The organism is Pseudomonas sp. GW821-FHT09D08, assembly GCF_059416305.1.
Map to the genome: position 1 here is coordinate 255,651 of NZ_JBWKOX010000001.1, position 25,055 is coordinate 280,705.

The window sequence follows — 25,055 nt, forward strand, 5'->3', positions numbered from 1 at the left end:
ATGGCACCTGGAAAACACTTGCTCAGTCTCACCCTGCTGAGTGTGCTGGCCGGTTGTAGTACCCAACCGGCAGGCAACGCCGCCTTGATGATCCAGGAACAAGGCAGCTTCGCCGCCGGCGGCACGATGGCCAGCGCCCCCGGCACCTTCAACCCACGTTCGCCCATGAGCCCTGACGGCCAGACCTACCATGGCGACCACGCCTACACCTTCTACCAAATCCCGGTGAATGCGCGGCCACTGCCTATCGTCATGTGGCACGGCGCCGGCCAATTTTCCAAGACCTGGGAAACTACCGCCGACGGTCGCGAAGGCTTCCAGAACCTCTTCCTGCGCCGCCAGTTCGGTGTGTACCTGATCGACCAGCCGCGCCGTGGCAATGCCGGTCGCAGCATGGTCGAGAGCACACTCAAACCGACGCCGGACGAACAGCTCTGGTTCAACCAATTCCGCATCGGCCTGTGGCCCAACTATTTCGAGGGTGTGCAGGTTGCCCGGGATGCGCAGACCCGTGAACAGTTCTTCCGCGCGATGACGCCCAATACCGGGCCGTTCGACATGGAGGTGGTGTCTGACGGTGTGTCGGCGGTGTTTGACAAAATCGGCCCCGGCCTCCTGTTCACCCACTCGCAAGGTGGCGGGCCTGGCTGGTTGACGGCGATCAAGAACAACAAGGTCAAGGCCATCGTTGCGTTCGAGCCGGGCAGCAGCTTCATCTTTCCTCAAGGTGAAGTGCCCGCGCCGATTCCCAGCGCCTTCGACACGGTGCAAGGCACAGCGATGCCGCTGGACCAATTCGTAGCGCTCACGCGGATCCCGATCCTGATCGTCTACGGCGACAACATCCCGGAACAGCCGGTTGACCTGCCGGCCCAGGACAGCTGGCGCGCGCGCCTGAAAATGGCACGGCTGTGGCGCGATGCCGTAAACCGACACGGCGGCGACGTAACGCTGATCCACTTGCCGGAAATCGGCATCAAGGGCAATACCCACTTCCCCATGTCGGACTTGAACAACGTGCAGATCGCCGACCTGGTGTCGCAATTCCTCAAGACCAGGCACCTGGATTGACCCACGCGCTCAGCCCTTGCGAGCAGCCGCTTTTAATGACTCAGGAGCATCATGTGAACATACTGAAAAACACCTTCATGGTCGCACTGGTCGGGCTTTCAGCCGGTGAAGCCCTGGCCGCAGACTACAAAAAAAACCCGTTCACCTTGGCTTACGACGGGGCCATCAGCCAAAACCAGCCCGGCCAGGTCAACATTCATCCGGTCACCTACAAGCTCAACGGGCTGGACATCGCGGCCAACGTTTACACACCGGCCCACTACGATGCCGGGAAGGCCTATCCGACGGTGGTGGTCGCGCACCCCAACGGCGGGATAAAAGAACAAGTCGCCGGTTTGTATGCCCAGCGCCTGGCGGCACAGGGCTACATCACCATCGCCGCCGATGCGGCCTACCAGGGCGCCAGTGGCGGGCAGCCGCGCAGTGTGGACAAGCCGGCGAACCGCATCGAGGACATCCACGGCATGGCGGATTTCATCGCTCAGTTCGCCGGCGTCGATAGCACGCGCCTGGGCCTGCTCGGTATCTGTGGCGGCGGTGGCTATTCGTTGGCGGCCGCTGCAACCGACAGACGCTTCAAATCGGTAGCGACCGTGAGCCTGTTCAACTCCGGCCGGGTCCGTCGCAATGGCTACAACGACTCGCAACTGGACAGCGTCGAGCAACGCCTGCAACAAGCTTCTGCCGCGCGCGCCCAGGAAGCGGCCGGTGGCGCAGTGCTCTATTCCGGTGATGCCAACCTTACCGACGAGCAGATCGCCAAGCTGCCCTTCGCCTTGTATCGCCAGGGCTATGCGTACTATTGGAAGACCCACGCGCATCCGAACTCGACCTTCAGATACACCACCAGCAGCCTGCTGGACCTGATGCGCTTTGACGCGACCGACCGGATCGAGCTGATCCATCAACCGTTGCTGATGATCGCCGGCAGCCAGGCCGACAGCCTTTATATGACCCAGGATGCGTTCCCCAAGGCTACCGGCACCACGGACAAGGAGATGTTCATCATCGACGGCGCCACCCACATCGAGACCTACTGGGTGCCCACGTACGTCGACGCAGCACTTGGCAAGTTAACCTCGTTCTATGGGAGAACCCTGTGATCGCGCGCATAATCATGCCCTCCGCATGAGAGGCACTCATTAATGTCCCGCGCCAATCTCAACGACCTGCAAGCCTTCGTGGTCATCGCCCGCGAAGGCAGTTTCACCCGCGCCGCCGCACAGTTGGGTGTTTCACAGTCGGCCCTCAGCCACACCATGCGCGCGCTGGAAGCACGTCTAGGCGTGCGCCTGCTGACCCGCACCACCCGCAGCGTATCGCCCACCGCGGCGGGCCAGCGGTTGTACCTGACCATGGCACCGCGCTTCGAGGAAATCGAGCTGGAATTGACGGCGGTCAGCGCGTTTCGCGACACCCCGGCGGGCACCGTGCGGATCTCCGCCTCCGAACATGCGGCGAACAATATCCTGTGGCCGAAGTTGCTGAAGGTGCTGCCCGACTATCCGGATGTCAACGTCGAAATCACCGTTGACTACGCGCTTTCCGACATCGTCGCGCAGCGCTATGACGCCGGCGTGCGCCTGGGCGATCAAGTGGCCAAGGACATGATTGCCGTACCGATCGGGCCCGCGTTACGCATGGCGGTCGTGGGCGCCGCGACGTATTTCAGGCAACGGCCCACGCCGACAGTGCCCCGCGACCTGGCCGAGCACAACTGCATCAACCTGCGCCTGCCCACCCACGGCAACCTGCTGCAATGGGACTTTGAAAAAGACGGTCACGAACTCAAGGCCCGAGTCGAAGGCCAATGGACCTTCAACAGCAGCTTGCCCATCCTGCGTGCCGCAATTGCAGGCTGCGGGTTGGCGTTCCTGCCGGAAGACATGGTGTTGAACGAGGTGGCCGACGGCAGCCTGGTGCGGGTGCTGGAGGACTGGTGCCAACCCTTTGCGGGTTACCACCTTTACTATCCTAACCGCCGTGAGCAATCGTCGGCGTTGGGGGTGGTGATCGATGCGCTGCGCTATACGGCTTGAGCCCCATGGCATCCGCCGCGATGCTTGGCGGCGGTAAAGCGCCGCTACTGCAACGGCACATAAATATCGGTCTGCCATTGATCCTGCGGTGTCTCGGGGAAAATGCTCAGGTATTCGAAAAACAACGGCTGGTCCCGAAGCTCCTCGCCGCTGCCAGGCAGCCAGTCGCGGTAGATCGGATAGATCGACTCTGCGATGTGATCCGGCGAACCCACATGACGCACCACCACACAGCGCCCGCCGGGGATGACGCGTTCAGTGACGCCGAACTCATTCGCGGCCAGCGCCTGGTGAATCTCGCCGCAAATGGCAAACCGGAACTCGTCGGCCGGGGTCGTATCAGGGTTGTCGAAAGGAATACCGAAGCTGCGACTTGAAGCCACCGGCGACTGCCCGCTGTGCATGCGCCACGCAATGAATGTCTGCACGCTTTCATTCACGCGCCCTGGGGCCCCGCGGTGCTCGAATGCGGCCACCTTGACCGCAGGAAACTCCACAATTCGTACCTGCATAATGATGCTCCTGGAAAAGTAAGGGACGCTGAATACCCCGCGCCAGAGCTGCCAATCCGGTCGTTTCCGGAATGTGCTCGGCGCCATGCCGAACGCTCGCCTGAACGCCCTGGCAAAGGCTTCAGGACTTTCGAAGCCGGCCCCCAGCGCCGCCTCCAGCACCGAATAATCAGCGCGGGAAGACAAGTCATGTGCCGCGCGGCGCAGGCGCATCAGTTGCACATAGCGCGCAACCGGCATGCCCACGAACGCGGTGAATTGCCGATGGAAGTGAAACACCGAAAAATGCGCCACCTCGCTCAGCGTCTTCACCGACAAGTCACCTTCAAGATTCGCGTCGATATAAGCGAGTACGGCGTCGAAGCGCTGTGTGTAGGCGGCGTTGCCTGGCAAGTCAGACACGGGTTGCAAGCTCCGGGATAGGCGTTGGACGATAGGATCAACTATACCGACAGCCTGCGCCTAGCCGTGCTTGCTGAGGTGGATGTGCCAGCACGGATTCACAAAGGAAGCCTGGCAATCACCTTGATCTCGAACTGGTACCCATACAGCCACGTAACCCCCACGCCAGTCAGCGTCGGGTGCGGCGCCTCGCCCCAGAACTCCGGCACCACCTTCCAGATCGTCTCGAACCTGGATTCGGGATCGACGATAAACACCGTCACGTCGATCACATCGTCAAAGGTGCAGCCGGCAGACCCCAGGATCGCATTCAGGTTGTTGAACGCCAGGCGGACCTGATCCTCCAGATCGGGCTCGGGCGAGCCGTCTGCATGGCTGCCGACCTGCCCCGACACGAATAAAAAGCCATTGGACTTAATGGCCGGTGAATAGCGATTGCGCTCATACAGCGCCTGGCGTCCAGGCGGAAAAACCACATTACGCTGCGTCATGAATGCCTCTCTCAAAGGGTCGAGGTGACCCGTAATTAGCGGTAGGCAGACTCTAGGGGCTTGTGCCAGGACGATAAACCAGCAACTTTAGCCAGCACTGTTTGTGAAACCCAAACAATCGATCGCCGAGGCCGTCATGGACCGTTTTGATGCAATGCAGGCATTTGCTCGCGTGGTGGAGGCCGGCAGCTTCACCAAGGCCGCCGAGACCCTGCACATGAGCAAGACCACCGTGACGCAACTGGTGCAGCAGTTGGAGGCACGTCTGCGGGTCAAATTGCTTAACCGCACCACGCGCAAAGTCAACGTCACGGCCGACGGTGCCGTGTACTACGAACGCGTGCTGCAACTGCTGGCCGATATGGACGACGCCGAGACCAGCCTGTCCGGCGCGGCAACCCTGCCCAGAGGCCGCCTGCGCGTGGATGTGCCGAGCCCACTGGCCAGCATGATCCTCGTCCCCGCGTTGCCTGGGTTTTACGCGCGCTACCCGGACATCCAGATCGACATGGGCGTCAGCGACCGTATCGTCGATATGATCGATGAGAACGTCGATTGCGTGGTGCGCGGCGGTGAACTCACCGACCAATCCCTGATGGCCCGGCGGGTAGGCGACCTGGCGCTCGGCGTGTTTGCCGCCCCGAGCTACCTGGCACGCTTAGGTACGCCCGCCCACCCACGGGAACTGGAAGACGCCAACCATCGTATCGTCGGTTTCCTGTGGGCACGCACCGGCAAACCCTTGCCCTATGCCATGCGCAAGCACCAGGAAAGTCTCCAGATCAAGGGCCGCTACGCCCTGGCGGTCGATGATGGCAATGCCTACCTCGCCGCCGGCCTGGCGGGCCTTGGCGTGCTGTGGTTGCCCAGCTACATGTCAAAAGCCTTCGAGGACCGGGGCGAATTAGTGCCCTTGTTCAAGGACTGGCACCTTGATCCGATGCCGCTTTACGTGGCCTTTCCGCCGAACCGGCATATCAGCCTCAAGCTGCGCGTGTTTATCGAATGGGTGGCTGAGTTGCTGGCCGTGCATGCGCCTGTCAGTGGGCGACAGGATGGATGCTGATGGACGCGTGTAGGGTTCGCTGATCGACCGGAACAACCAACCTCTACTGCCTTTCAAGGCTTCTCTTCAGTCGGCGCAGATGACTACTGACGATCACTTTATGGGCGAGCCCTACCGGTAACATGTAGATGCGTCCATAGAGGTTATGCGTGACGACCGATGATGTGATGGTGAGCACACGATCTGTTATCGAAAGGCAGATCATGACATCCAGATGCCTGTCACGCTCGGTAAGAACCAGGATATCGGAGGCGCTATGCTCCACTAGAAAGAAATCCAGGTGTTCGCCTGCGTGTACCGTTTTTCGCGCAACGCCGGAGAACCCGCCGATTCGCTTCACACCGAATAACGAAGAAATTGCGTCCCTTATTCGGAAAGCCAGCCGCATGGCCAGTCCCGGCTCAGCCGTTGTGATGTTCCACGCGTCAAGCATGGTGATTTCAACGGGGAGCTGAACCGACCTAATGTGGTAGTAATCGAGCTCCGACAGTGCACGCAACGTGTGAGCTGGTGATGTGATAGGCAATTTTCATCCCGTCCAGTGGGCCAATTTTCATTCCCGATAACATCCAAGGCTGAGTGCTATGCGGCTATGTTACGGCAATGTACAGCCGCCATGAACGTCCCCCTCCCTGTCCCTTCCCCCGTGTATCGCAAGTGGGCGAACATATCCCCGCCATAGTATGGTTGCTGCGTCCAACCCTCACAGGATCTGAAGGTTACCCATGCGTTTACTGTTTCCCCTGGCCGTCAGCTTGACGCTGATCGGCTGCGCCACCACCAAGACCGACGTTCGCAACGAAGCACACATCAGCCGATATGACCCGACCACTACCGCGCGTGTCCGCCTGATCACCGGTGACACCACCCACGCCGGCTTTATCAGTGGCCAGACCTGCGAGATGTTCTACAACGAGTCCCTGCTGACCAAAACCCCCGAAGAAGCCGGATGGCAAACAGCCCATGTCGACTCGGCGGGGCTCTACCCTTTCCGGGCGACAGACCGCCAGAACAGCGTGATTGGCATGCCTGCCAGCAAGGCGAGCAAAGCCATCAATCAATCGCCCAAGGTGTTTGACGAACATGTCATCCCGGCCGGCAAACCCTTTATTGCCGGGTTCGCCATGGGGGGATCGCAGCTATCCTGCTTTCCAGCGCCCGTCACGCTTATCCCCGAGCCCGGTAAAGACTATGAAATGGAACTTCAAATGATGAAAATCAGCACGTTCAAGGCCGGCTGCGTGATTGCCGTCCGCCAGCTCTCCACCCAGGCCGACACCACCGTAGAAACGCCGCTGAGACCGCAGGTGTGTGCCAAAACGCCGTCGGGCTGGTACACCGTGACCCCAGCGTCCTTGCCTTGATCGTCCCGGGACAGTTGTTGAACGGCAGTTGCACTTGACTCAATGGTTTTCCTCACACTCATACAGGGACAGACATGGGCATTTTGGATCGATTGTTTGGTGGACGCTTTACTATGCCTCCTCCCGAGGAAACCAACCTCTTTGATCAGTGGCTCGCCCGGTTCGGTAAACGGTTTCTTCACCTGGACTCCGGAGGTGAAAATTACGACGGTTTCATTGTTGACGCGGATCGACTGGAAGACGTTATCGAGCTGGCTGGACGAGCGGGAATCCACGTGCGTCTTGAGAGCTTCTGACTCTGCGGCGGGGTGAGGGGCTTCTGCAAAACCTGCTCAATCAAACCCTCGCCCGATGAATGTCCCTGCCCCGGTCGCTATCCGATCAGGTTTTCCCTTTCCCGGTCATTGCGGCCTTGGACCTGGAGCCCTGATCCCCCCTCGGGCGTTCAGCCCGCTTTTTTTGCTCCTGCTTGAATTGCTGCTGCCAGCGCGCCAGCGCCTCAGCCCCGTCCGATGCCTGCACGGCCCATGGCGTCGACGCGATCATGCCGAAAAGCGTCCAGATAAGGAGTTGCTTCATTTCATCTCACCTTGGTTGTTTGAACTGGAATGGATGCGGATATCCGCGTTGGTAATGCTTGAATAGGTGTCGAGCAGCCTGGCTAACTCCTGGTAGCCAGCCGCCAGAGCGTGAGCCCCCAGCCGGGTCAACGATCTCGACGTCCGACGTGCCTGAGCCGCGCTGATCGCGGGAGTGGAGGCATACCGTGAAATACGCCGCTCGCCCCTTTGCGCACATTTGGCGATTGCCGATTCAGGTTCCAGCTCCCGTGTCTGGCGTTGCAAAGTCAGCAGCCGGCGGCTCAATTGAAGGGACACGGAGCCGGCGCCGCCCGTCGGTTGGTGACCAGCGCCCAAGAGGGTCTGCAAGGCGACCAATCGGTGCTGTTGCCGGGCCTGCCACTTGAGCAGGTCCATGCGGTGCCAGTGCCGGAGTAAGCGCCGGGTGTCCCTGTGCAGCGCCTGGGTCAGGACGTGTACATGGCGGGCGGATTTCCCCGGCAGTAGCTGGAAGGCCAGCAGGCAGATGGCAAGCGCTACCAGCCAGGCGAGCGCTTGATTGGCGAAGTCAGTGAAGTCGTACTGGGCCGTGCCGCCGGTGCCGACGAGGGTGTTGAACGCGATCAGGTAGGCAATGCCCTGCAAGGCGTGGCGCGGCCGGGTGGTGGCATGAATGCCGACGGTCCAGAAGGCGATCAGCACGATGCTGAGCAAGGCGAACCCGCTGATGTGCGGCAACACCAGGAACTTGCACGCCGCTGCCGTTACGATGCCGTACAGCGTCCCCTCGAAGAAACGGCCGATGCCTTGAGCGGGCGCCGGGCTGGTGGCCAGCAAGGTACAGCACGGGCCCAACACTGCCAGCAAGGTTGGCCCCTGGTCCCAGGCGGTCAGGTACCAGACCGCAGCGGTTGCAAGCGTGGCCGCCAGGGCGCGTAGACCGTTACGCAGCGCGTCGCCGTAATGACGGTGGAACCCCACGGCGCGGGCCGGCGTCCGGGGCGCGCGCTCAAGGCAGGCAAAGCTCAGCAAGGCGCTGGACAGGTCTGCCAATTGTTCACTCAAGCACTGCTGGCTTTGACAGTTTTCATGGGCCTGGGCGAGGCGGTGCTGCATCTCTCGGACATGCTCGGCTGCCACGGAAAAACCCGGTTTTGCGTCGGCCAGCTGTTGCAGTTGCGCGCCCATTCGAACGAGGGAAGGCAAGCCACCGTGGTTGAGCGGTGACTCGTCCAGGATCACCCCATGCACATACGCAAGCCCTGCCTGCAGAGTCGCAAGCCTGGAACGGATCAGGCGCGACTCACCTCGGCCGATCCCGAGAAGCTCGTCCACCTTACCCACATCGATGGCCAACTGGCCCTGCACACTAGCCAGTTGCGCGCCCTGCTCCCCCTCAATTCGCAAGGCCAGCAATCCCAAGGTACGGGCGGCGATGTCCTCAAGTGCCTTGTTCAGTTTGGACTCGACGGTCTTGCGGCTGAACAACGTCGCTACCAGACTCAGGCTCAACACCCCGAGAACCACGGCTGTGCCCCGCGCCACGATATGCTCGAAACCTTGCTGCGGGGCGACAATGGCCGGGCCCAGGGCAAGGCAAACCGTATAGCCTGCGACCACTGCCGCCGTGGCCTGGTAGTGCCGAAGCACGGTCATGGCTCCGACACAAAGGCCGAGCCACACCCCGACCCCGAGGATGAACAGCAGCATTTTTTGCGCGAACAGGCCGGTCAGGACCAGGGCGGCGAGCAACCCCACCAGGGTTCCCAGTACGCGATTGAAGCCCTTGCCGACCACCGCGCCCTGCAGCGGATGGATCAGCAGCAACACGGTCGAAGCCGCCGAGAACGGCGCCTCCAGGTGCAATTGGAAGCCCAGCCACAGGGCCAATGTGGCCGCCGCAAGACTGCGCAGCACATACCCCGAGGTCTCGGGCGACCATGCCCCGAGCATTCGCAGTGCGCGGGCCATCACATGAAATCCTGCAGCCACTGGGTAAGCCGCCAATGGGGGGCGGCCCCCGCCTCGGCGACTTCGATACTCGCGGTCATTCCCGCCGCCAGCTCCACGCCCGGTGGCACCTTGTCCAGCTCAATCCGAACCGGCACACGCTGGGCCAAGCGTATCCAGCTGAACGTCGGAGCCACCTGGGGCAAGCCGCTGTTACTGCGCAGCTCGTTGCCGTCGGCAATGCCTCTGCCGAGACTCGCCACATGCCCTTCAAGCAGCGGTGCAAAGCCCATGAGCTTGATGGACGCCGCGGCCCCCACGCGAACACCGGATAGCTTGGTCTCCTCGAAGTAAGCGGTGACCCAGAAGCTATGGCTGTCGACCACAAAGATATTGGTATCGCCCGCCGCCGCGTAGTCACCCGGCTGCAGCCGCAGCTGGGTCACGTATCCGTCGACCGGTGAACGAACCGTCGTGCGCTGCAGATCCAGCTGCGCGTGGTCCAACTGGCTCTGGGCCGCGTCCACCCGCGCCCTGGCCACCGCCAGGTCCCGGGTCGCATTGTCGGTCTCCTCCCGCGCAATGGCATCGCCGAGTTGCTGGCGACGGCTGAGCTGTGAGCGGCGCTGTTCGAACACGCTGCGCGCCTCGGCAAGCTCGGCCGTTCGCTGTTGCCGGGCCAGCAGATAGGCGCTGCGGTCGATCTGGTACAGCAACGCGCCCTTGGCGACCCACTGGTTGTCCTCGACCAGCAGTTGTTCAACCTGGCCGGACACTTCGGGGGCAATACGGATGACTTGCGCGCTGACCCGCCCGTCCCGTGTCCAGGGGGCCAGCTCATAGGCGCGCCACAACTGCGTACACAACAATAGCGCGGTCAAGCCGAGCACCAGGGTGACGAGGGTCTTGAGCAGGTGTTTGATCGTCATCGCCCGCGCCTCAAAACTTCAGCACAAGGATCGAGAGAACGATCAACGACATGCAGAAACGCGCCATGCTCGGGTGCCAGGCCCAGTCCAGCCAGGGCCGCATGATCCGCTCCAACAGTGCGTAAACCACTGCGGTAACGCCCAGGTAGAGCAAGAAAGGCGGCAGGTAGAGGTGGGCAATCGTGATTTCGCTCAGCATCGTTGAATCTCGCAGTCGGCAATGGCCTTGCTGACGATGGTAGGGACTGCAAGGCCGTGCCGATATTGAGTATGCTGCCAAGATATAATCAAATTCAGACAATCGAGGTGGAGCGACATGGACGAGACACGTCTCTACGGGGTGGATCAATTCGAACTGGACAGTTTCGACCAGCCCGCAGTGGCGTTGATGCTGGGGAGCCAGGGAAACGACACCGAGTTCCCCGTCCATACGCACCGCAAAGGCCAACTGGTAGTGGCGTATCACGGCGGCATCGTATGCACCGTAGAGGATGGCGTGTGGATGGTGCCATCGGGGTTCGGCGTATGGATTCCGGGCGGTATTGCCCACAGCAACCGGGTGACCGCCAACGGCAAGATCGGCTATCTGTTCGTCGAGCCCGGTGCGGCCGCGCTACCGCACACATGCTGCACGCTGGTGCTGTCACCGCTGGTCCTGGAATTGATCCTGCATCTGAGCGCCCAAGCCCAGGACTATCCGCCGGCGTCTGCCAATGCACGCGTGGCGAGCGTGCTCCTCGAACAGTTGGAACTGGCCCCCTCGGAACAGCTATACCTGCCGCTTCCGGCCACAACGCAGCTGCGTTTCATCGCACGGGGGTTGGCCAAGGACCCGTCAAATCGCTGCACCATGGCCCAATGGGCACGCGAGGTCGCCATGAGCGAGCGCTCCCTGGCGCGCTTGGTTAAAAGCGAAACTGGGCTAACCTTTGGCCAATGGCGCAAGCAATGGCAAATCATCGTGGCCTTGCAGAGCCTGGCCGAGGGCGAATCCGTGCAACGCACCGCCGAAGCCCTCGGGTACGAGTCGGTCAGTTCGTTCATCAGCATGTTTCGCAAGACACTGGGCTCGCCGCCGGCGCGGTACATGCGGCGGACCGCAACACATCAGCGGGGATCCCGGTTGGCTGATGAAGCTTTACCCGTCGAACGGTCTAAATTTGCAGAATGACGTGCCGATAGGCTGGATGTAACCCAAGGAGGCGGTTTCCCATGTTCAATACAAAAGCCAAGAACCAGCTTCACGCCCAGGCAGCCGAGCTGTTGGAACTGCGCCAACTGCTCGATGGCCTGAACCGTGAAATGCTGACGTTGAGCATCGACTCGACATTCAAGATCACCGCATGCAACGACAACTTTGCCAAGTCGTTGGGCTACACCCCGGAGCAACTTCGAGGCCGTGCCATGGCCGAGATCGTCCCGCAGTACGTCTCCAAGCTGCCCTGCTTTCATAATTTTCGAGCGGCGGTCGCCGCTGGCAAGTCCATTACCGACGATTACCGCTACCTGCATGCCGACGGCTCATTGATATGGCTGCATGCACATTGGCAGCCGATCACGGATGCGAGCGGCCAGTTGAGTCATGTCACCTGCTATGCAACGAACATTACCGCCCGGGTAGAAAAAGCCTCGGAAAACACCTCTTTCATCCAGGCGTTGCTGCGCTCGACGGCGGTGATCGAGTTCGACCTCTCCGGGCATGTCATCACCGCCAATGAACAGTTCCTGCACGCCATGGGCTACAGCCTGGAACAAGCCAAAGGCAGCCACCACCGGATTTTCTGCAGACCAGAGGAAACCTCGTCGCAGCACTACAAGGATTTCTGGGCAACCCTGAACAGGGGCGAGTTTGTAGCCGGTCGATTTGAACGCGTTGACAGCCGCGGCCAGACCGTGTGGCTGGAAGCAACCTACAACCCGGTGTATGACACTGAAGGCGCACTGTGCAAGGTGGTCAAGTTCGCCACGGTGGTCTCCGACCAGGTTGCCCGGGAACAGGAAGTCAGTGGCGCGGCGCAAACCGCATTTGAAATTTCCCGGCAGACCGATGTCAGTGCCGAGCGCGGAGCCGTGGTGGTCAACGACACGATGCATACCATGCATAAAATCGCCGCTGATATGCAGGCGGCCGCCGGCGGAGTCGAAGCCCTCGGAAAACAGTCACTGCTGATCAGTTCGATCATTCAGACCATCAGCAGTATTGCCCAGCAAACCAACCTGCTGGCATTGAATGCCGCGATTGAAGCCGCCCGTGCAGGCGAGCAAGGCCGAGGCTTTGCGGTAGTGGCTGATGAAGTGCGGCAACTGGCCGGACGCACCAGCACGGCGACGGAAGAAATCGCCTCGGTGGTGCTGCAGAACCAGAAACTGGTGGATGAGACCGTCGCCGAAATGGCCAACAGCAAATCCCAGGCAGAGCAAGGTCTTGAACTCGCCACGCAGGCAGGCCAGGTCATTGTGGAAATTCAGGACGGCGCCAAGCGGGTGGTCGACGCGGTGGGCAGGTTTGCCAATCAGGTGGCTTAGCTCGCCCGCAGTGGCGCAGGCGAATTCGAGAGCGATGACATAGCAATCGATGGTGGCCACTGTGGGGCTGTCTTTTGAGGGTTGGATGCAAATGAACTATTTGCTGTACGCCTAGCCCAGATTCAACGCCTGGGATTCATGCAAAAACCAGCGACTAAAGGGGAGCTTGTCTTCGGAGAGCTTGGTGCCTCTGCTGAGCGGCAGATTTTCAGTATCGTCGATCGGAAGGCAGGTAACGCCCGGGTAGGATCGAAAGCTGCCTCACTGGATGCGAACCCAGCAGCCTGACGATGGACGATAGGGAAACTCATCGGCAAGTATCGGCCAGAAGCGGACAGTTTCACAGGCTTAGCAGCGCTTCCTTGAGGCTCGAAGGCGTCTACAGAAGCAGGGGCGATTCAGCCCCCGCCAGTCCTAAAATCGAGACGGCGGTTCATTTCCAGCTTTGATCTGTGAAAAGACATGGTCTGGATCTGCCTGGCACCAATATCTGAACAGAAGGCGAGGTTCGGTATCCCCAAAATACTGACTCAGGGAGCTCTCGGCGGGGATTAACAATTTAGTTTCTGGCCATTGCTGAGCTAAAACACCTATATGTTTGCCAGACGAACAAATAATCCACGTCGCCTTGCCTCCACTGATGCCAGGCAGGTAACCCATACCTTGGATCGCTTCGAACAAAGCACGCAGTGTTACTGCTGGATCAAGCCTGATTGATGTCCTACGACTTTCCAGATCATCCCCTGCATGCACGCTATCCCGATCAATTTGAATGACCAACATGAATGTTCCTTTTTAGCGTTGTGTGATTACTAGAATGCCAGCGTAGGAATGCCAGCAGCTATCTGTCTACAGTCCGCTTTTGGCCGAAAGCGCTCCGTCCAAGCATAGAGGTATCAAGCCAGACTCAAGCAAATGGAAAACTACATCCCCCTGACCGGAATCGATCTGGTACCCGCTTCTCTTTAAATCCAACCTGCTCAACGCGCACTGGCATCTTTTGGCCCCCAGCGCGCACATTGTCCAACCACCTCCACTCCCCTTATCCTCGACGGTCCCCGTCCGTCCAAAACCGGAGCCGCCATGGACCTCGCCACCCTCGCCCTGTTCCTCCCCGCCTGCTTCGCCCTGAACATGGCGCCCGGCCCGAACAACCTGCTGTCCGTCAGCAACGCCACGCGCTACGGCTACCGCACCTCGTGCCTGGCCGGTGTCGGCCGTCTGCTGGCGTTCGCCGGGATGATCGCCCTCGCCTCCGCAGGCTTGGCGGTGGTGCTGCAGACGTCGGAGTTGTTGTTCTACGCGATCAAGATCCTGGGCGCGGCGTATCTGTTGTATCTGGCGTTTCAACTGTGGCGCGCAAATCCCCAGGCGGAGGCGGAATCGGTAACCGCCAAGGTGAGCCTATGGGCACTGGCGCGACAGGAGTTTCTGGTGGCGGCAGGCAACCCCAAGGCGATCCTGATCTTCACCGCGTTCCTCCCGCAATTCGTGGTCCCCGGCCAACCCATCACCCCGCAATTCGCCGTGCTGGGCGCGCTGTTCCTGGTGTTGGAATGGATCGCCATCAGCCTCTACGCCTATATGGGCCTGCACATGCGCCGCTGGTTTGCCGAGCCGCGTGGCAAGCGGATATTCAATCGCTGCTGTGCGGGGTTGTTGTCGGCGGCGGCGACGGTGTTGTTGACCGCGCGCAGGGCTTGAGGAAAAAAACATGACCCGCAACCAACTTGCCGACCTGTACCTCGGCTACATCGACTGCCTCAACCGGCAGGATTGGAACCGCCTGGGCGACTTCGTCCACCCGGACGTGGCCTATAACGCCGAGGTGGTCGGCCTGGAGGGCTACCGCGCGATGCTGGAGCGCGACTTTCGCGAGATCCCCGACCTGGTGTTCAACATCCAGTTGCTGATCGCCGATCCGCCCACCGTCGCCAGCCGGCTGAACTTCAATGTCACGCCCCGGGGCGAGTTTTTCGGGCTGGCGATCAATGGTCGCAAGGTGGCGTTCTCGGAGAACGTTTTCTACACGTTCGTCGACGGCAAAATCGCCCAGGTCTGGTCGGTGATCGACAAGGCGGCGATCGAACGGCAGTTGGCCGTCTAAACTCCATGGACCCATTGTCCGTGGAGACCGATCATGAAACCCAAGAACACCCTCTGCCTCTGGTACAACGGCACCGCCGAGGAGGCTGCGCGCTTCTACGCCAGCACCTTCCCCGACAGCACGGTCGACGCCGTGCACCTGGCCCCCGGTGACTACCCGTCCGGCAAACAGGGCGATGTGCTCACGGTGGAATTCACCGTGATGGGCATCCCGTGCATCGGCCTCAATGGCGGCCCGATATTCCCCCACAGCGAAGCGTTTTCCTTCCAGGTCGCCACCGATGACCAGGGCGAAACCGATCGCTACTGGAACGCTATTATTGACAACGGCGGCCAGGCCAGCGCCTGCGGTTGGTGCAAGGATAAGTGGGGATTGTCGTGGCAGATCGCGCCTCGGGTGTTGACCGATGCGGTGGCCAACCCTGACCCGACAATAGCCAAACGTGCTTTCGACGCGATGATGACCATGACCAAAATCGACATTGCGGCGATTGAAGCCGCGATAAAAGGCTGAGCCACCTGCACCGATGCATTCAAGCCACGGGGGAAGTTGACACACCTCGTAATATTCCATGAAGATAGCCCCAGTCTTCATGGGTGTGTCAGCTTATGTCCGCAACCTCAGTGGTTAACCTTTCCGTCATTGGCTTGATTGCCAAGGCGCAAGGTTGCGTGGCGCACGCCCTCAAATCGAAGAAACAGTCGCTCATGTGACCGGGGCGCGCTGTCCCGTCAGATGAGCTGACAGGACATTGAGCGCGGACTCCCTCCCCCTTGCACAATTGCCCATGCCTTTCTGACGGTGACTCAAACGGTCAATCATCAGGAGAAAGTGCATGTCATCGTTTCAAGGTATCTGGGTTCCCGTAGTCACGCCGTTCCAGGACGGCGCCATCGATTTTGTCGGCCTGCACCGCCTGGTCAGCCACCTGCTGGACAAGCACGTGGCCGGGATCATGGTGTGCACCACCACCGGCGAAGCCGCATCGCTCAGCCGCCAGGAACAATTGGCGGTGCTGGATGCGGTATTGCAGCAGGTGCCCGCCCACCGTGTGGTGATGGGCCTGGCGGGCAACAACCAGATTGAGCTGCTGCAATTCCAGGCCGAGGTCCTCAAGCGCCCGCTGGCGGGTTTGCTGGTGCCGGCGCCGAGTTACATCCGTCCTTCCCAGGCTGGCCTTGAAGCGTTCTTTCGCACGGTGGCCGACGCGTCCAGCGTGCCGATCATTCTCTACGACATTCCCTACCGTACCGGCGTGACCTTCGAGCAGGCGACCTTGCTGAACATCGTCGCGCACCCGCAGATCGTGGCGATCAAGGACTGCGGCGGCAACCTGGGCAATACCCTGGCGGTGTTGGCCAGCCGTGAGGCCGATGTGTTGTGTGGCGAGGACCTGCAGATCTTCAATGCGCTGTGCCTGGGTGCCAGCGGTGCGATTGCCGCGTCGGCCCATGTGTGCACCGAACAGTTTGTGGCGCTGTGGCAGCAGGTGCGGGATAACCAGTTGGCTGAGGCGCGGGCGACGTTCCTTGGCTTGGTGCCGTTGATCAACACACTGTTCATGGAGCCCAACCCGGCGCCGGTGAAAGCCGCGCTGGCGTTGGAGGGTTTGATCGACAGTGAGTTGCGGGCGCCGATGCAGCGGGCAACCGAGGCGGTCATCGCAAAGCTGCAAAGGCTTTCACGCAAGGCCCAGTAACCCGTGGTGAGCGAGCCCGCTCACTACAATAAGCTTGCGCAGGCTCACCCGATAACGCATTCGAGATTGCACCTCCACACCCCACGTGATCTGAGGACTACTCGTCACCTGTGGTGAGCGGGCTTGCCCCGCGCTGGGCTGCGAAGCAGCCCCTGATGAAGACGAATGCGGTGTATCAGGCACGCCTCTGCGCCTGGTTTTGGGGCTGCTGCGCAGCCCAACGCGGGGCAAGCCCGCTCGCCACAGGGTTCTTTGCGCGCTCTCGAACGGGCTCGAACACGGCGACCTTAAGCAAGCGTGAGGAACAACGCCGAGGTCCAGACCCGGGACTGGTCGCGTTGGCGCGTGCAGATGAACAGCGGATGCTCGCGTCCCGCGTGCAAATTGAATGGCGCCAGCTCGATCTGTACAGGTCATTTGAAGGGATCGGCAGACACGCGGCGCTGGGTCTTCTAGCGATAGCCCCGCGCCTGAACGTCGAACAGCTCGGCATAACGTCCACTCGCAGCCATCAGCTGGTTATGGCTGCCCTCCTCCAGAATCTGCCCGCGTTCCAACACAATAATGTGATCCGCACTGCGCACACTGGAAAAACGGTGGGAAATCAGCAGGGTCATGCGGCCCCTGGCATGCTCACGGAAGTGCTCGAACACCGCCGCTTCAGCCCCGGCATCCAGCGCGGCAGTGGGTTCATCGAGGATCAGCAGATCGGCATCCTGACGCATGTACGCCCGCGACAAGGCCACTTTCTGCCACTGCCCCCCGGACAGTTCCTGGCCTCCAAACCAGCGTCCCAGCTGGGTTGAATAGGTATGGCTCAAGCGCTCGATAAATTCCGCCGCCACGCCTTGAGTGGCAGCGCTGCGCCAGCGGGCCTGGTCGTCCAGGGCATCGACGTCCCCCACGCCGAGGTTCTCGCCGACACTCATCTGGTAGCGGATGTAGTCCTGGAAAATAACGCCGATGCGCTGGCGCAGGGTGTGTTCGTCCCATTCCTGCAGGTCACTGCCATCCAGCAGGATGCGGCCTTCATCCGGGGTATACAGACGGGTCAGCAGTTTGATCAGGCTGGTCTTGCCGGAACCATTTTCACCCACCAGGGCCAGGCTTTTCCCCGGTGCCAGGTGCAGGCTGATATTGCGCAGCGCGGCGGATCCGGCGCCTGGGTAGGTGAACCCCACCTGCTCGCAGCGCAAGCCATCGCCAGGGCGCGCGCCCTCGGTGAGCCGGCCGCGCGGCGTGATCACGGGGGTTTCAAGGTATTCATACAGGTCCGAGAGGAACAGGCTGTCGTCGTACAGCCCGGCAATGGCGCTGAGGCTGGCGGTGATTGCGGCCTGCCCCTGCTTGAACAGCACGATGTACATGGTCATCTGGCCCAGGCTCGTCTGGCCACGCACGGTGTCGAGTACCACCCAGGCGTAGGCCAGGTAAAACGCTGCGGTGCCCAGCAGGCCCAATGCGAAGCCCCAGGCATCGCGGCGCAGCGTCAATTGGCGGTCCTCCGTATACAAGCGCTGAGCGTTGTCGCGATAGCGCTGGAGGAACAGCGGTGCCAGGCCAAACAGCTTGACCTCCTTGGCATGGGACTCGTGGGAGAGCAAGGATTCCAGGTAGTTCTGCCGGCGCGTCTCCGGTGCACGCCGGTGGAACAGGCGAAACGCATTGCCGGAAAAATGCGTCTCGGCGAAGAACACCGGCAACGCACCGACCACCAGAATCAACAGGGCCCACGGCGAAAAGTGCACCAGCAGGACAGCAAAGCTGACCAGCGAAATGAGGTTCTGCACCAACCCCAGTCCTTTGGTCACCAGGCTCAGCGGGCGCGTCGAAGCCCCCTGGCGCACGCGCACCAGCTTGTCGTAGAACTCGGCGTCTTCAAATTGCAGCAGCGAAAGGGTCTGGGCTTTCTCCAGGACCATCAGGTTGACCTTCACGCCCAGCTTCACCCGCAACAGCGACTGCTGCATCGACAGCGCCCGTTGCGCCGCCGCCAACAAAGCCAGCACACCGGCCTCGGCCAGCACGTAGCGCATCACCGGCCACACGGGGGCCTGGCTGCCGGCCGCATGAACCTGCATGGCGTGGACCACGCCATCAACGATGCGCTGTCCAATCCAGGCGGCCAGTGCAGGCAGCAGTCCGGCGACAATCGTCGCCAGCAACAGCCCCGTGAACAGTGGCCGCGAGGTTTCCCACACCAGTCCCAGTGCTCTGCGCGCCTGGGTCGAAAACGCGCTCAATCGATTGAACAGCACCATGAATGGCACGGACTCCTTGAGGGGGGGTGAAATCAGGCCGGACGGCCGAGAGCCATGGATATGGGCTGGTCACTGCGCCACTCGCTCCCGGATCCAGGCGCGCCCCGGATTATGACAGGCCGTGACACCAGAACCACGCGTATTCATCGATGTTCTTCCCAGGTGCGTCGTCGCCAGTGGTTGGCGTGACGTCTTTTGACTCGATGGCGGTTGGGCGCCCGACCTTAGGTCACGTCCTGACGCCCCGCGCGGCCCAGCGACCAGCCAAAATTCATGCCCGCCGCCGCCAGCAGGATCGCGCCTGCGCCCATCACCTGCAGGGCGCTGAGGGGATGGGCGAAGGCTACCCAGTCGACCAGGATGGCGACAATCGGATAGATGAACGACAGTGCCCCGACCAGCGCCGTGGGGATTTTCTGGATGGCGCTGTACAGCAGGGTCGACATCAGCCCGGTATGGACCACCCCGATAATGATCAGGTAAGTCCAGGCGCCCTTGAGCGTTTCGCCCCCAGTGAAGTCCACGAACGGTGCCAGCACCAGCGCGCCGACCACCATCTGGATCAGCACGATCAGGTGCGCGGGCAAATCCTTGAGACGCTTGGTGATCGCCGCCGCCACGGCATAGAAAAAGGCCGAAGCCAGGGCCAGGCAGACGCCCAGCAGGTAGTCGGCGCCGGTGGCCTGCCCACGGCCCTTGGCGGACACGATCAACAGCAGCCCGGCGAAGGCCAACAGCAGCCAGCCGACCTTGGCGATGCTGAGGCGTTCGGCAAAAAACAGTACACCCAGGCCGACCAGCATGAACGGCTGAACGTGGTAGACCACCGTGGCAATGGCAATAGAGGAATGGGTGTAGGCACCGAACAGCAGCACCCAGTTGAGGACCAGCGCCACCCCGCCCAGGCACACCAGAAGGAATTGCCGGGCAGTGATCCGGGAGCGACGCAGCACCCCAAGCGCCAGGCACGCGACCAGCATCGCCAGGGCGCCGAACAGGCAACGCCAGAACACCACCGCCTCCGGGCTCTGCCCCGACATGACGACGAACCAGCCGACTGTGCCGGAGATGACCATGGCCGAGATCATTTCGAGCGTCCCACGGGTTTGCGACTTCATCACTCACGGCTTCCTTGCTATCGACATCGCCATGGCCCAAGCCACCGTTCGCGGGGAAATAGGCTGGCAAATACAACTTTATAATGAACGTATGGCCGATATACTGAACATGGTACCCAAGAGCGTCAACCCATTTAGGGATGGTTTACAAAACAAATGACCGATATAACGAACGACCTGCCGAAAAATAATCTGACTCGAATCGATCTGCTGGCGCTGTCAATCAAGCGCGAGCGCCTGGCCGCCGGGTTTTCCTTGACCGAGCTGGCGAAGCGCGCCGGGGTAGCGAAGTCGACCTTGTCTCAATTGGAGTCGGGCATCGGTAACCCCAGCATCGAAACCTTGTGGTCGCTGGCGATGGCCATGGGCTTGCAAGTCACCCGGTTCTTCGAGCAACCCCGGCAGGCCCTGCGGGTGATTCGCGCCAACGAGGGCATGACCGCCTATGCCGAGACGGCCCATTACGCAGCGACCCTGCTTGCCGATTGCCCGGCTGGCGTACAGCGCGACATCTACCGACTCAAGGTGCAGCCCGGCGAAGTTCGTCTGTCTCAGCCTCACCCGCAGGGCACCGTAGAGCATGTGGTGCTGTGCAGTGGCAGTGCACGTATCGGCCCGGCGAGTGGCCCGGTGTTGCTCAACGCCGGCGACTACATCAGCTACCTGGCGAATGTGCCGCATGTGTTCGAGGCACTTGAGGCGGACACCACGGCAGTGATGGTGATCGAGCATTCCTGAGGTGGGAGCACCTTGACGCCTGTCAAATCCGTAGCTGCCGAGCCCTGGCGAGGCTGCGTCGGCCGGAACTCGGGCTTGAATCGGCAGGGGGATCGCTAGCAACTTAACCCTTTCATCTCGTCCATTTTATCGAGCAGGACGCCAATAACCCCCGCCTTTTTTTTGGGGGCCCATCAGTTGCGCGTCAAGAGCGTGTGCGGCGCAACCCCAAACGCCTTGCGAAAAGCATGACTGAAGTGGGAGAAATCGGAAAAACCGAAGTCCAGTGCGGCTTGGGAAACGCTGCGCACCTGGCCGCACTCGATCGCCGCGCGACTGGCATTCAGCCGTTCTTTCCAGATCTCCGCGACCGGGCTTTTCTGATGACGGGCGAATGCACGGGTCACCGTGCGGGTGGACACGTGGTGGGCTTGGGCGATCAGTTCGATCGACAGTTCTCGGTCGCTCAAGTGGTGCTGGATGTAGGTCATTATCCGCGCGTACAGATCCAGCTCCTGGTGAGTGGTCTTCAGGTCCTGGAGTTCCAGGCTGATCACGAGCAGGTCGATTATCGTGTTGGAGTAACGATTGCAAATGCCTCCATCCTCCAGAAGCACGGGAGTGTTCGCCATCTGGCGCAGCATCTCGCGCAGCGGCACCACGCCGGGGCGGCGGTCATCCAGCACCATTGCGGTGCATTCCGCCACACGCGGCAACCGCTCGGTCAGCAACTGCCGAGGGATGCGCATCAAGTGGTTTTCGCTCCCCCCCAGGCTGAATCGGAACGGTCGGGTTGCGTCATAAAGGAACAAATTACCCGCACCCAGTGTGGCCTTGCGCCCCTCTTGCTCAAGTTCGCCATACCCATTGAGGGTAAAGCCCAGCCACAGGTCGTCGGCGGGGCCACTGCGTAAATGCCGCTCGGAACGGACCCAATGGTGCAGCGGGGACGACAGCCTGGAGACATCCAACGCCCCTACGCCGGAGACCTGGAGCGTTCCGTTGAAATCGCTCTGGGTCGAGGGTTTGCTGTCAGCCATAAGACAATGGCGACACACCACTTCTTTCCAGTAATCGAAGCGACGCGGTTGCGAAACGGCAAGGGTGGAATAGTGATTGTTCTGAGCCATGGCACTCACCTTAATGCAACGACTTGAAGCAGCGACACGCTGCCGGTCGATCTTGGAAAGCAAAATTCAGACCACGCCCAGCCCCCTTTATCGCGCCTGAGCCCTGGCATCGGGCATCTGTCTTTTCCAACCAAACGGTTGTCCTGGCGAACAAAGCGAGGCGGTTCGTACCTGCCTGACTATGACCTCACAGCCTGTCCAGCCCGTTACGCCTGAACCTGAAAAAAACAAGGAGCCGCCCATGGAATCTGCGATCGACAAACACCTTAGATGCCCACGGACGTTGTCCCGCCGGGTGCCCGAGGACTACCAGCCGCCCTTCCCTATGTGGGTCGGCCGCGCTGGCGAACAATTGAAGCAGGTAGCGATGGCCTACCTGGGCGTGCAGTTTCGCGGTGAGGCGCAGCGTGAGCGTGCCCTTAAGGCCATGCGCGACATCGTCGGCAGCTTCAGCCTGCCCGACGGCCCGCAGACCCACGACTTGACCCATCACACGGACAACAGTGGCTACGACAACCTGATGATCGTCGGCTACTGGAAGGACGCCGCGGCCTATTGTCGCTGGTTGCGATCACCGCCCGTCAATGACTGGTGGGCATCGCCGGATCGCCTGAACGACGGCCTGGGTTATTTTCGCGAAATCACCGCGCCGCGTGCCGAGCAGTTCGAAACCCTCTATGCGTTCCAGACGCAGTTGCCGGGGGTGGGCGCGATCATGGACTCCACCAGCGGCGAGATCGAAGAGCACGGTTACTGGGGCTCGATGCGCGATCGTTTCCCGACGTCCCAGACCGACTGGATGAGCCCCACGGGCGAACTGAAGGTGGTGTTGGGAGACCCGGCCAAAGGTGGCCGCGTCATCGTCATGGGCCATGACAACATCGCGCTGATTCGCTCCGGCCAGGATTGGGCTGACGCCGAGGCTGACGAGCGTTCACTGTACCTCGACGAAATCTTGCCGACATTGCAGGACGGCATGGATTTCCTGCGCGATAACGGTGCCCCCCTGGGCTGCTACAGCAATCGATTCGTGCGCAATATCGACCTCGACGGCAACTTCCTCGACATGAGCTACAACATCGGCCACTGGCGCTCGGTCGAGAAACTGGAACGCTGGGCCGAATCCCATCCCACCCACCTGCGCATCTTCGTCACCTTCTTCCGTGTGGCGGCCGGCCTGGTGAAGTTGCGGCTGTACCACGAAGTGTCGGTCTCGGACGCCAAGAGCCAGCTGTTCGAGTACATCAACTGCCACCCGCAGACCGGCATGTTGCGTGATGCAGGTGTCGCGCAAAGCTGACACTCGGCACCGCCCCATTCGTCCCGATTATTTTTTGGCCCTCATCTCTAGCGCATGGGGTCGGGGCCACTTTTTGACAGGCATCTGACCATGAAGTGGCACCGCGCTGAGCTGTCCTGTTCAGCCAAGCGAGTGTCCTGTTCAACCAAGCCGCAGTGGCAAAAGAGGCCTAATTTGTTCTCCATTACGACCCGGAATGATCCGACCCCGACAGTGCTGGAAGTGTTTGAACAGTCTCAAGTCTTTCCGCCGCTCATCGATGACATCAAGGAAAATCATGGCCATTATTCGACCCACGCTTGATCAACTGCAGGACCTCGCCACCCAGTTGCACATGCAGCTGACGCCGGAGCAGGCTGCGCAGTACCTGGACCTGATGCAACCGAGTTTCGACGCGTACGACCTGGTCGATGAGCTGCCTGATTTCGTTCCGCCCGTACGCTACGAACGCAGTTCGGGCTATCGCCCCTCGGACAAGGAAAACCCGTTGAACGCCTGGTACTACCGGGCCGAAGTGAACGGGGCCCGGGAGGGCCTGCTGGCCGGCAAAACCGTCGCGCTGAAAGACAACATCGCCCTGGCAGGCGTGCCGCTCATGAACGGCGCCGCGCCGCTGGCCGGTTTCGTGCCGTCATTCGACGCCACCGTGGTCACGCGCCTGCTGGATGCCGGGGCGACGATCCTGGGCAAGGCCACCTGTGAACATTACTGTTTGTCCGGCGGCAGTCATACCTCTGACCCTGCCCCCGTGCACAACCCCCATCGTCACGGTTATGCCGCCGGTGGATCTTCATCGGGCAGTGCGGCGTTGGTCGCGGCCGGAGAGGTGGACATGGCCGTTGGCGGTGATCAAGGCGGGTCCATCCGAATCCCGTCGTCCTTCTGCGGCACCTACGGCATGAAGCCAACCCACGGCCTGGTGCCCTACTCCGGGGTCATGGCGATTGAAGCCACGATCGACCATGTCGGCCCTATTACCGCCAACGTGCGCGACAACGCGCTGATGCTGCAAGCCATGGCCGGCGCGGATGGGCTTGACCCGCGCCAGGCTGCGCCGCAAGTCGACGACTATCACAGCTACCTGACGAGGGGCGTGCGCGGGCTCAAAATCGGTGTGTTACAAGAGGGCTTCGCACTGGCCAACCAGGACCCTCGCGTCGCCGAGAAAGTGCGTGATGCCATCGCCCGTCTCGAGGCGTTGGGCGCGCAGGTCGAGGCGGTGTCCGTTCCCGAGCACAACCTGGCGGGCTCGTTGTGGCACCCCATCGGCTGCGAAGGCTTGACCATGCAGATGATGCACGGCAACGGCGCGGGCTTTAACTGGAAAGGCCTCTACGATGTCGGCCTGCTGGACAAACAGGTCGGCTGGCGCGAGCAGGCCGACCAATTGTCCGCGTCGCTCAAGCTGTGCATGTTCGTCGGCCAGTACGGGCTGAACCACTACAACGGACGTTATTACGCCAAGGCGCAAAACCTCGCGCGCTTTGCCCGGCAGGGCTATGACAAGGCGCTGCAGACCTACGACCTGCTGGTGATGCCGACCACACCGATCATTGCCCAACCCCATCCACCGGCGGACTGCTCGATCACTGAGTACGTGGCGCGCGCGCTGGAAATGATCGGCAACACCGCGCCACAGGACATCACCGGGCATCCCGCCCTGTCGATTCCATGCGGGCGGGTCGACGGCCTGCCCGTCGGGCTGATGCTGGTCGCCAAACACTATGCCGAAGGCACCCTGTACCAGGCTGCGGCGGCGTTTGAAGCCTCCGTGGACTGGCGCACGCTCTGAGCCGTCTACGGGCGCCGCCGG

At 61.2% G+C, this 25,055-nt stretch carries 25 protein-coding genes and 2 pseudogenes; 16 read left to right on the forward strand and 11 right to left on the reverse strand.

Annotated features, from left to right (window positions below; translation table 11 throughout):
- From AC07OP_RS01015 to AC07OP_RS01025, 3 genes are all read left to right on the forward strand, one after another.
- A complete protein-coding gene (locus AC07OP_RS01015) occupies positions 1 to 1,071 on the forward strand; it encodes an alpha/beta hydrolase (RefSeq protein WP_495101525.1) in 1,071 nt (356 codons plus the stop codon).
- A gap of 77 nt (positions 1,072 to 1,148) precedes the next feature.
- Complete coding sequence (locus tag AC07OP_RS01020; RefSeq protein ID WP_495101555.1) at positions 1,149 to 2,174, forward strand: alpha/beta hydrolase; 1,026 nt, start codon at positions 1,149 to 1,151, stop codon at positions 2,172 to 2,174.
- 42 nt (positions 2,175 to 2,216) lie between these two features.
- Positions 2,217 to 3,110: a LysR family transcriptional regulator gene (locus AC07OP_RS01025; protein WP_495101526.1), complete on the forward strand. Its 894-nt coding sequence runs from the start codon at positions 2,217 to 2,219 to the stop codon at positions 3,108 to 3,110.
- A gap of 44 nt (positions 3,111 to 3,154) precedes the next feature.
- On the opposite strand, the gene AC07OP_RS01030 is transcribed toward AC07OP_RS01025, so the two are convergent.
- Complete coding sequence (locus AC07OP_RS01030) at positions 3,155 to 4,024, reverse strand: AraC family transcriptional regulator (protein ID WP_141157612.1); 870 nt, start codon at positions 4,022 to 4,024, stop codon at positions 3,155 to 3,157.
- Positions 4,025 to 4,122: 98 nt separating this feature from the next.
- Positions 4,123 to 4,515 (reverse strand): RidA family protein, encoded by a 393-nt coding sequence (locus AC07OP_RS01035; RefSeq protein WP_065941717.1) that lies wholly within the window; start codon positions 4,513 to 4,515, stop codon positions 4,123 to 4,125.
- Between the two features lie 136 nt (positions 4,516 to 4,651).
- Between AC07OP_RS01035 and AC07OP_RS01040 the strand changes: the two genes are divergently transcribed.
- A complete protein-coding gene (locus AC07OP_RS01040; RefSeq protein WP_065941782.1) occupies positions 4,652 to 5,581 on the forward strand; it encodes a LysR family transcriptional regulator in 930 nt (309 codons plus the stop codon).
- Between the two features lie 43 nt (positions 5,582 to 5,624).
- On the opposite strand, the gene AC07OP_RS01045 is transcribed toward AC07OP_RS01040, so the two are convergent.
- On the reverse strand, positions 5,625 to 6,107 hold the full coding sequence (locus tag AC07OP_RS01045; protein ID WP_495101527.1) for a DUF2867 domain-containing protein: 483 nt from the start codon (positions 6,105 to 6,107) through the stop codon (positions 5,625 to 5,627).
- A gap of 199 nt (positions 6,108 to 6,306) precedes the next feature.
- Here AC07OP_RS01045 and AC07OP_RS01050 point away from each other — a divergent pair, with 199 nt between their 5' ends.
- Together AC07OP_RS01050 and AC07OP_RS01055 are read left to right on the forward strand one after the other, a co-directional pair.
- The gene (locus tag AC07OP_RS01050; protein ID WP_495101528.1) at positions 6,307 to 6,945 is read left to right on the forward strand and encodes a hypothetical protein; all 639 of its coding nucleotides are present in this window, start codon (positions 6,307 to 6,309) and stop codon (positions 6,943 to 6,945) included.
- Between the two features lie 74 nt (positions 6,946 to 7,019).
- Positions 7,020 to 7,241, forward strand: a complete 222-nt coding sequence (locus AC07OP_RS01055; RefSeq protein WP_065941720.1) for a DUF6630 family protein — start codon at positions 7,020 to 7,022, stop codon at positions 7,239 to 7,241.
- Between the two features lie 85 nt (positions 7,242 to 7,326).
- Here AC07OP_RS01055 and AC07OP_RS01060 read toward each other — a convergent pair whose 3' ends face one another.
- From AC07OP_RS01060 to AC07OP_RS01075, 4 genes are read right to left on the reverse strand one after another with little or no spacing between them, the layout of a single operon-like run.
- On the reverse strand, positions 7,327 to 7,524 hold the full coding sequence (locus AC07OP_RS01060; protein ID WP_495101529.1) for a hypothetical protein: 198 nt from the start codon (positions 7,522 to 7,524) through the stop codon (positions 7,327 to 7,329).
- Positions 7,521 to 9,476, reverse strand: a complete 1,956-nt coding sequence (locus tag AC07OP_RS01065; protein WP_495101530.1) for an FUSC family protein — start codon at positions 9,474 to 9,476, stop codon at positions 7,521 to 7,523. The genes AC07OP_RS01060 and AC07OP_RS01065 overlap by 4 nt, the downstream gene beginning before the upstream one ends.
- Positions 9,476 to 10,384 carry an efflux RND transporter periplasmic adaptor subunit gene (locus tag AC07OP_RS01070; RefSeq protein WP_495101531.1) on the reverse strand — a complete coding sequence of 303 codons (909 nt, stop codon included), beginning with the start codon at positions 10,382 to 10,384 and terminating at the stop codon, positions 9,476 to 9,478. Before AC07OP_RS01070 ends, AC07OP_RS01065 begins: the two co-directional genes overlap by 1 nt.
- Positions 10,385 to 10,394: 10 nt before the next feature.
- Positions 10,395 to 10,583 (reverse strand): DUF1656 domain-containing protein, encoded by a 189-nt coding sequence (locus tag AC07OP_RS01075; RefSeq protein WP_027608439.1) that lies wholly within the window; start codon positions 10,581 to 10,583, stop codon positions 10,395 to 10,397.
- 117 nt (positions 10,584 to 10,700) lie between these two features.
- Here AC07OP_RS01075 and AC07OP_RS01080 point away from each other — a divergent pair, with 117 nt between their 5' ends.
- The 3 genes and pseudogenes from AC07OP_RS01080 to AC07OP_RS01090 all read left to right on the forward strand — a co-directional run.
- A complete protein-coding gene (locus AC07OP_RS01080) occupies positions 10,701 to 11,555 on the forward strand; it encodes an AraC family transcriptional regulator (protein ID WP_495101532.1) in 855 nt (284 codons plus the stop codon).
- Positions 11,556 to 11,686: 131 nt separating this feature from the next.
- Positions 11,687 to 12,370: pseudogene (locus AC07OP_RS01085) on the forward strand (PAS domain-containing protein); the annotation flags it as partial.
- Positions 12,371 to 12,475: 105 nt separating this feature from the next.
- Positions 12,476 to 12,910: pseudogene (locus AC07OP_RS01090) on the forward strand (methyl-accepting chemotaxis protein); the annotation flags it as partial.
- A gap of 414 nt (positions 12,911 to 13,324) precedes the next feature.
- On the opposite strand, the gene AC07OP_RS01095 reads toward AC07OP_RS01090, so the two are convergent.
- Positions 13,325 to 13,693, reverse strand: a complete 369-nt coding sequence (locus tag AC07OP_RS01095; protein WP_115487452.1) for a hypothetical protein — start codon at positions 13,691 to 13,693, stop codon at positions 13,325 to 13,327.
- 300 nt (positions 13,694 to 13,993) lie between these two features.
- On the opposite strand from AC07OP_RS01095, the gene AC07OP_RS01100 reads away from it, so the two are divergent.
- From AC07OP_RS01100 to dapA, 4 genes are all read left to right on the forward strand, one after another.
- Entirely contained in the window at positions 13,994 to 14,614 is a 621-nt protein-coding gene (locus AC07OP_RS01100; protein WP_141606513.1) for a LysE family translocator, read from the forward strand.
- A gap of 10 nt (positions 14,615 to 14,624) precedes the next feature.
- Complete coding sequence (locus AC07OP_RS01105) at positions 14,625 to 15,017, forward strand: ester cyclase (RefSeq protein ID WP_495101533.1); 393 nt, start codon at positions 14,625 to 14,627, stop codon at positions 15,015 to 15,017.
- A gap of 33 nt (positions 15,018 to 15,050) precedes the next feature.
- Entirely contained in the window at positions 15,051 to 15,530 is a 480-nt protein-coding gene (locus tag AC07OP_RS01110) for a VOC family protein (RefSeq protein ID WP_495101534.1), read from the forward strand.
- A gap of 322 nt (positions 15,531 to 15,852) precedes the next feature.
- Positions 15,853 to 16,716, forward strand: a complete 864-nt coding sequence (gene dapA / locus AC07OP_RS01115; RefSeq protein ID WP_495101535.1) for a 4-hydroxy-tetrahydrodipicolinate synthase — start codon at positions 15,853 to 15,855, stop codon at positions 16,714 to 16,716.
- A 452-nt stretch (positions 16,717 to 17,168) separates the two neighbouring features.
- On the opposite strand, the gene AC07OP_RS01120 is transcribed toward dapA, so the two are convergent.
- Together AC07OP_RS01120 and AC07OP_RS01125 are read right to left on the reverse strand one after the other, a co-directional pair.
- Positions 17,169 to 18,977, reverse strand: a complete 1,809-nt coding sequence (locus AC07OP_RS01120; RefSeq protein WP_108574451.1) for an ABC transporter ATP-binding protein — start codon at positions 18,975 to 18,977, stop codon at positions 17,169 to 17,171.
- A 224-nt stretch (positions 18,978 to 19,201) separates the two neighbouring features.
- Entirely contained in the window at positions 19,202 to 20,095 is an 894-nt protein-coding gene (locus AC07OP_RS01125; RefSeq protein ID WP_115486097.1) for a DMT family transporter, read from the reverse strand.
- 156 nt (positions 20,096 to 20,251) lie between these two features.
- On the opposite strand from AC07OP_RS01125, the gene AC07OP_RS01130 reads away from it, so the two are divergent.
- Positions 20,252 to 20,833 (forward strand): helix-turn-helix domain-containing protein, encoded by a 582-nt coding sequence (locus AC07OP_RS01130; protein ID WP_495102644.1) that lies wholly within the window; start codon positions 20,252 to 20,254, stop codon positions 20,831 to 20,833.
- A gap of 173 nt (positions 20,834 to 21,006) precedes the next feature.
- Here the strand turns inward: AC07OP_RS01130 and AC07OP_RS01135 are convergent, their stop codons facing one another.
- Complete coding sequence (locus AC07OP_RS01135) at positions 21,007 to 21,942, reverse strand: AraC-like ligand-binding domain-containing protein (protein WP_027605702.1); 936 nt, start codon at positions 21,940 to 21,942, stop codon at positions 21,007 to 21,009.
- Between the two features lie 241 nt (positions 21,943 to 22,183).
- Between AC07OP_RS01135 and oxdA the strand changes: the two genes are divergently transcribed.
- Both oxdA and AC07OP_RS01145 read left to right on the forward strand, forming a co-directional pair.
- The gene (gene oxdA / locus AC07OP_RS01140; RefSeq protein ID WP_495102643.1) at positions 22,184 to 23,242 is read left to right on the forward strand and encodes an aliphatic aldoxime dehydratase; all 1,059 of its coding nucleotides are present in this window, start codon (positions 22,184 to 22,186) and stop codon (positions 23,240 to 23,242) included.
- Positions 23,243 to 23,519: 277 nt separating this feature from the next.
- Positions 23,520 to 25,034, forward strand: coding sequence for an amidase (locus tag AC07OP_RS01145; RefSeq protein WP_495102642.1), 1,515 nt, complete (start codon positions 23,520 to 23,522; stop codon positions 25,032 to 25,034).
- Positions 25,035 to 25,055 lie beyond the last annotated feature (21 nt).

Bases quoted from the DNA above. Each gene is read 5' to 3' on its own strand.
- AC07OP_RS01015 (WP_495101525.1), top strand. From the start codon at position 1: ATGGCACCTGGAAAACACTTGCTCAGTCTCACCCTGCTGAGTGTGCTG.
- AC07OP_RS01020 (WP_495101555.1), top strand. From the start codon at position 1,149: ATGGTCGCACTGGTCGGGCTTTCAGCCGGTGAAGCCCTGGCCGCAGAC.
- AC07OP_RS01025 (WP_495101526.1), top strand. From the start codon at position 2,217: ATGTCCCGCGCCAATCTCAACGACCTGCAAGCCTTCGTGGTCATCGCC.
- AC07OP_RS01035 (WP_065941717.1), bottom strand. From the start codon at position 4,515: ATGACGCAGCGTAATGTGGTTTTTCCGCCTGGACGCCAGGCGCTGTAT.
- AC07OP_RS01040 (WP_065941782.1), top strand. From the start codon at position 4,652: ATGGACCGTTTTGATGCAATGCAGGCATTTGCTCGCGTGGTGGAGGCC.
- AC07OP_RS01050 (WP_495101528.1), top strand. From the start codon at position 6,307: ATGCGTTTACTGTTTCCCCTGGCCGTCAGCTTGACGCTGATCGGCTGC.
- AC07OP_RS01055 (WP_065941720.1), top strand. From the start codon at position 7,020: ATGGGCATTTTGGATCGATTGTTTGGTGGACGCTTTACTATGCCTCCT.
- AC07OP_RS01060 (WP_495101529.1), bottom strand. From the start codon at position 7,524: ATGAAGCAACTCCTTATCTGGACGCTTTTCGGCATGATCGCGTCGACG.
- AC07OP_RS01065 (WP_495101530.1), bottom strand. From the start codon at position 9,476: ATGGCCCGCGCACTGCGAATGCTCGGGGCATGGTCGCCCGAGACCTCG.
- AC07OP_RS01070 (WP_495101531.1), bottom strand. From the start codon at position 10,384: ATGACGATCAAACACCTGCTCAAGACCCTCGTCACCCTGGTGCTCGGC.
- AC07OP_RS01075 (WP_027608439.1), bottom strand. From the start codon at position 10,583: ATGCTGAGCGAAATCACGATTGCCCACCTCTACCTGCCGCCTTTCTTG.
- AC07OP_RS01080 (WP_495101532.1), top strand. From the start codon at position 10,701: ATGGACGAGACACGTCTCTACGGGGTGGATCAATTCGAACTGGACAGT.
- AC07OP_RS01095 (WP_115487452.1), bottom strand. From the start codon at position 13,693: ATGTTGGTCATTCAAATTGATCGGGATAGCGTGCATGCAGGGGATGAT.
- AC07OP_RS01100 (WP_141606513.1), top strand. From the start codon at position 13,994: ATGGACCTCGCCACCCTCGCCCTGTTCCTCCCCGCCTGCTTCGCCCTG.
- AC07OP_RS01105 (WP_495101533.1), top strand. From the start codon at position 14,625: ATGACCCGCAACCAACTTGCCGACCTGTACCTCGGCTACATCGACTGC.
- AC07OP_RS01110 (WP_495101534.1), top strand. From the start codon at position 15,051: ATGAAACCCAAGAACACCCTCTGCCTCTGGTACAACGGCACCGCCGAG.
- dapA (WP_495101535.1), top strand. From the start codon at position 15,853: ATGTCATCGTTTCAAGGTATCTGGGTTCCCGTAGTCACGCCGTTCCAG.
- AC07OP_RS01120 (WP_108574451.1), bottom strand. From the start codon at position 18,977: ATGGTGCTGTTCAATCGATTGAGCGCGTTTTCGACCCAGGCGCGCAGA.
- AC07OP_RS01125 (WP_115486097.1), bottom strand. From the start codon at position 20,095: ATGAAGTCGCAAACCCGTGGGACGCTCGAAATGATCTCGGCCATGGTC.
- AC07OP_RS01130 (WP_495102644.1), top strand. From the start codon at position 20,252: ATGACCGATATAACGAACGACCTGCCGAAAAATAATCTGACTCGAATC.
- AC07OP_RS01135 (WP_027605702.1), bottom strand. From the start codon at position 21,942: ATGGCTCAGAACAATCACTATTCCACCCTTGCCGTTTCGCAACCGCGT.
- oxdA (WP_495102643.1), top strand. From the start codon at position 22,184: ATGGAATCTGCGATCGACAAACACCTTAGATGCCCACGGACGTTGTCC.
- AC07OP_RS01145 (WP_495102642.1), top strand. From the start codon at position 23,520: ATGGCCATTATTCGACCCACGCTTGATCAACTGCAGGACCTCGCCACC.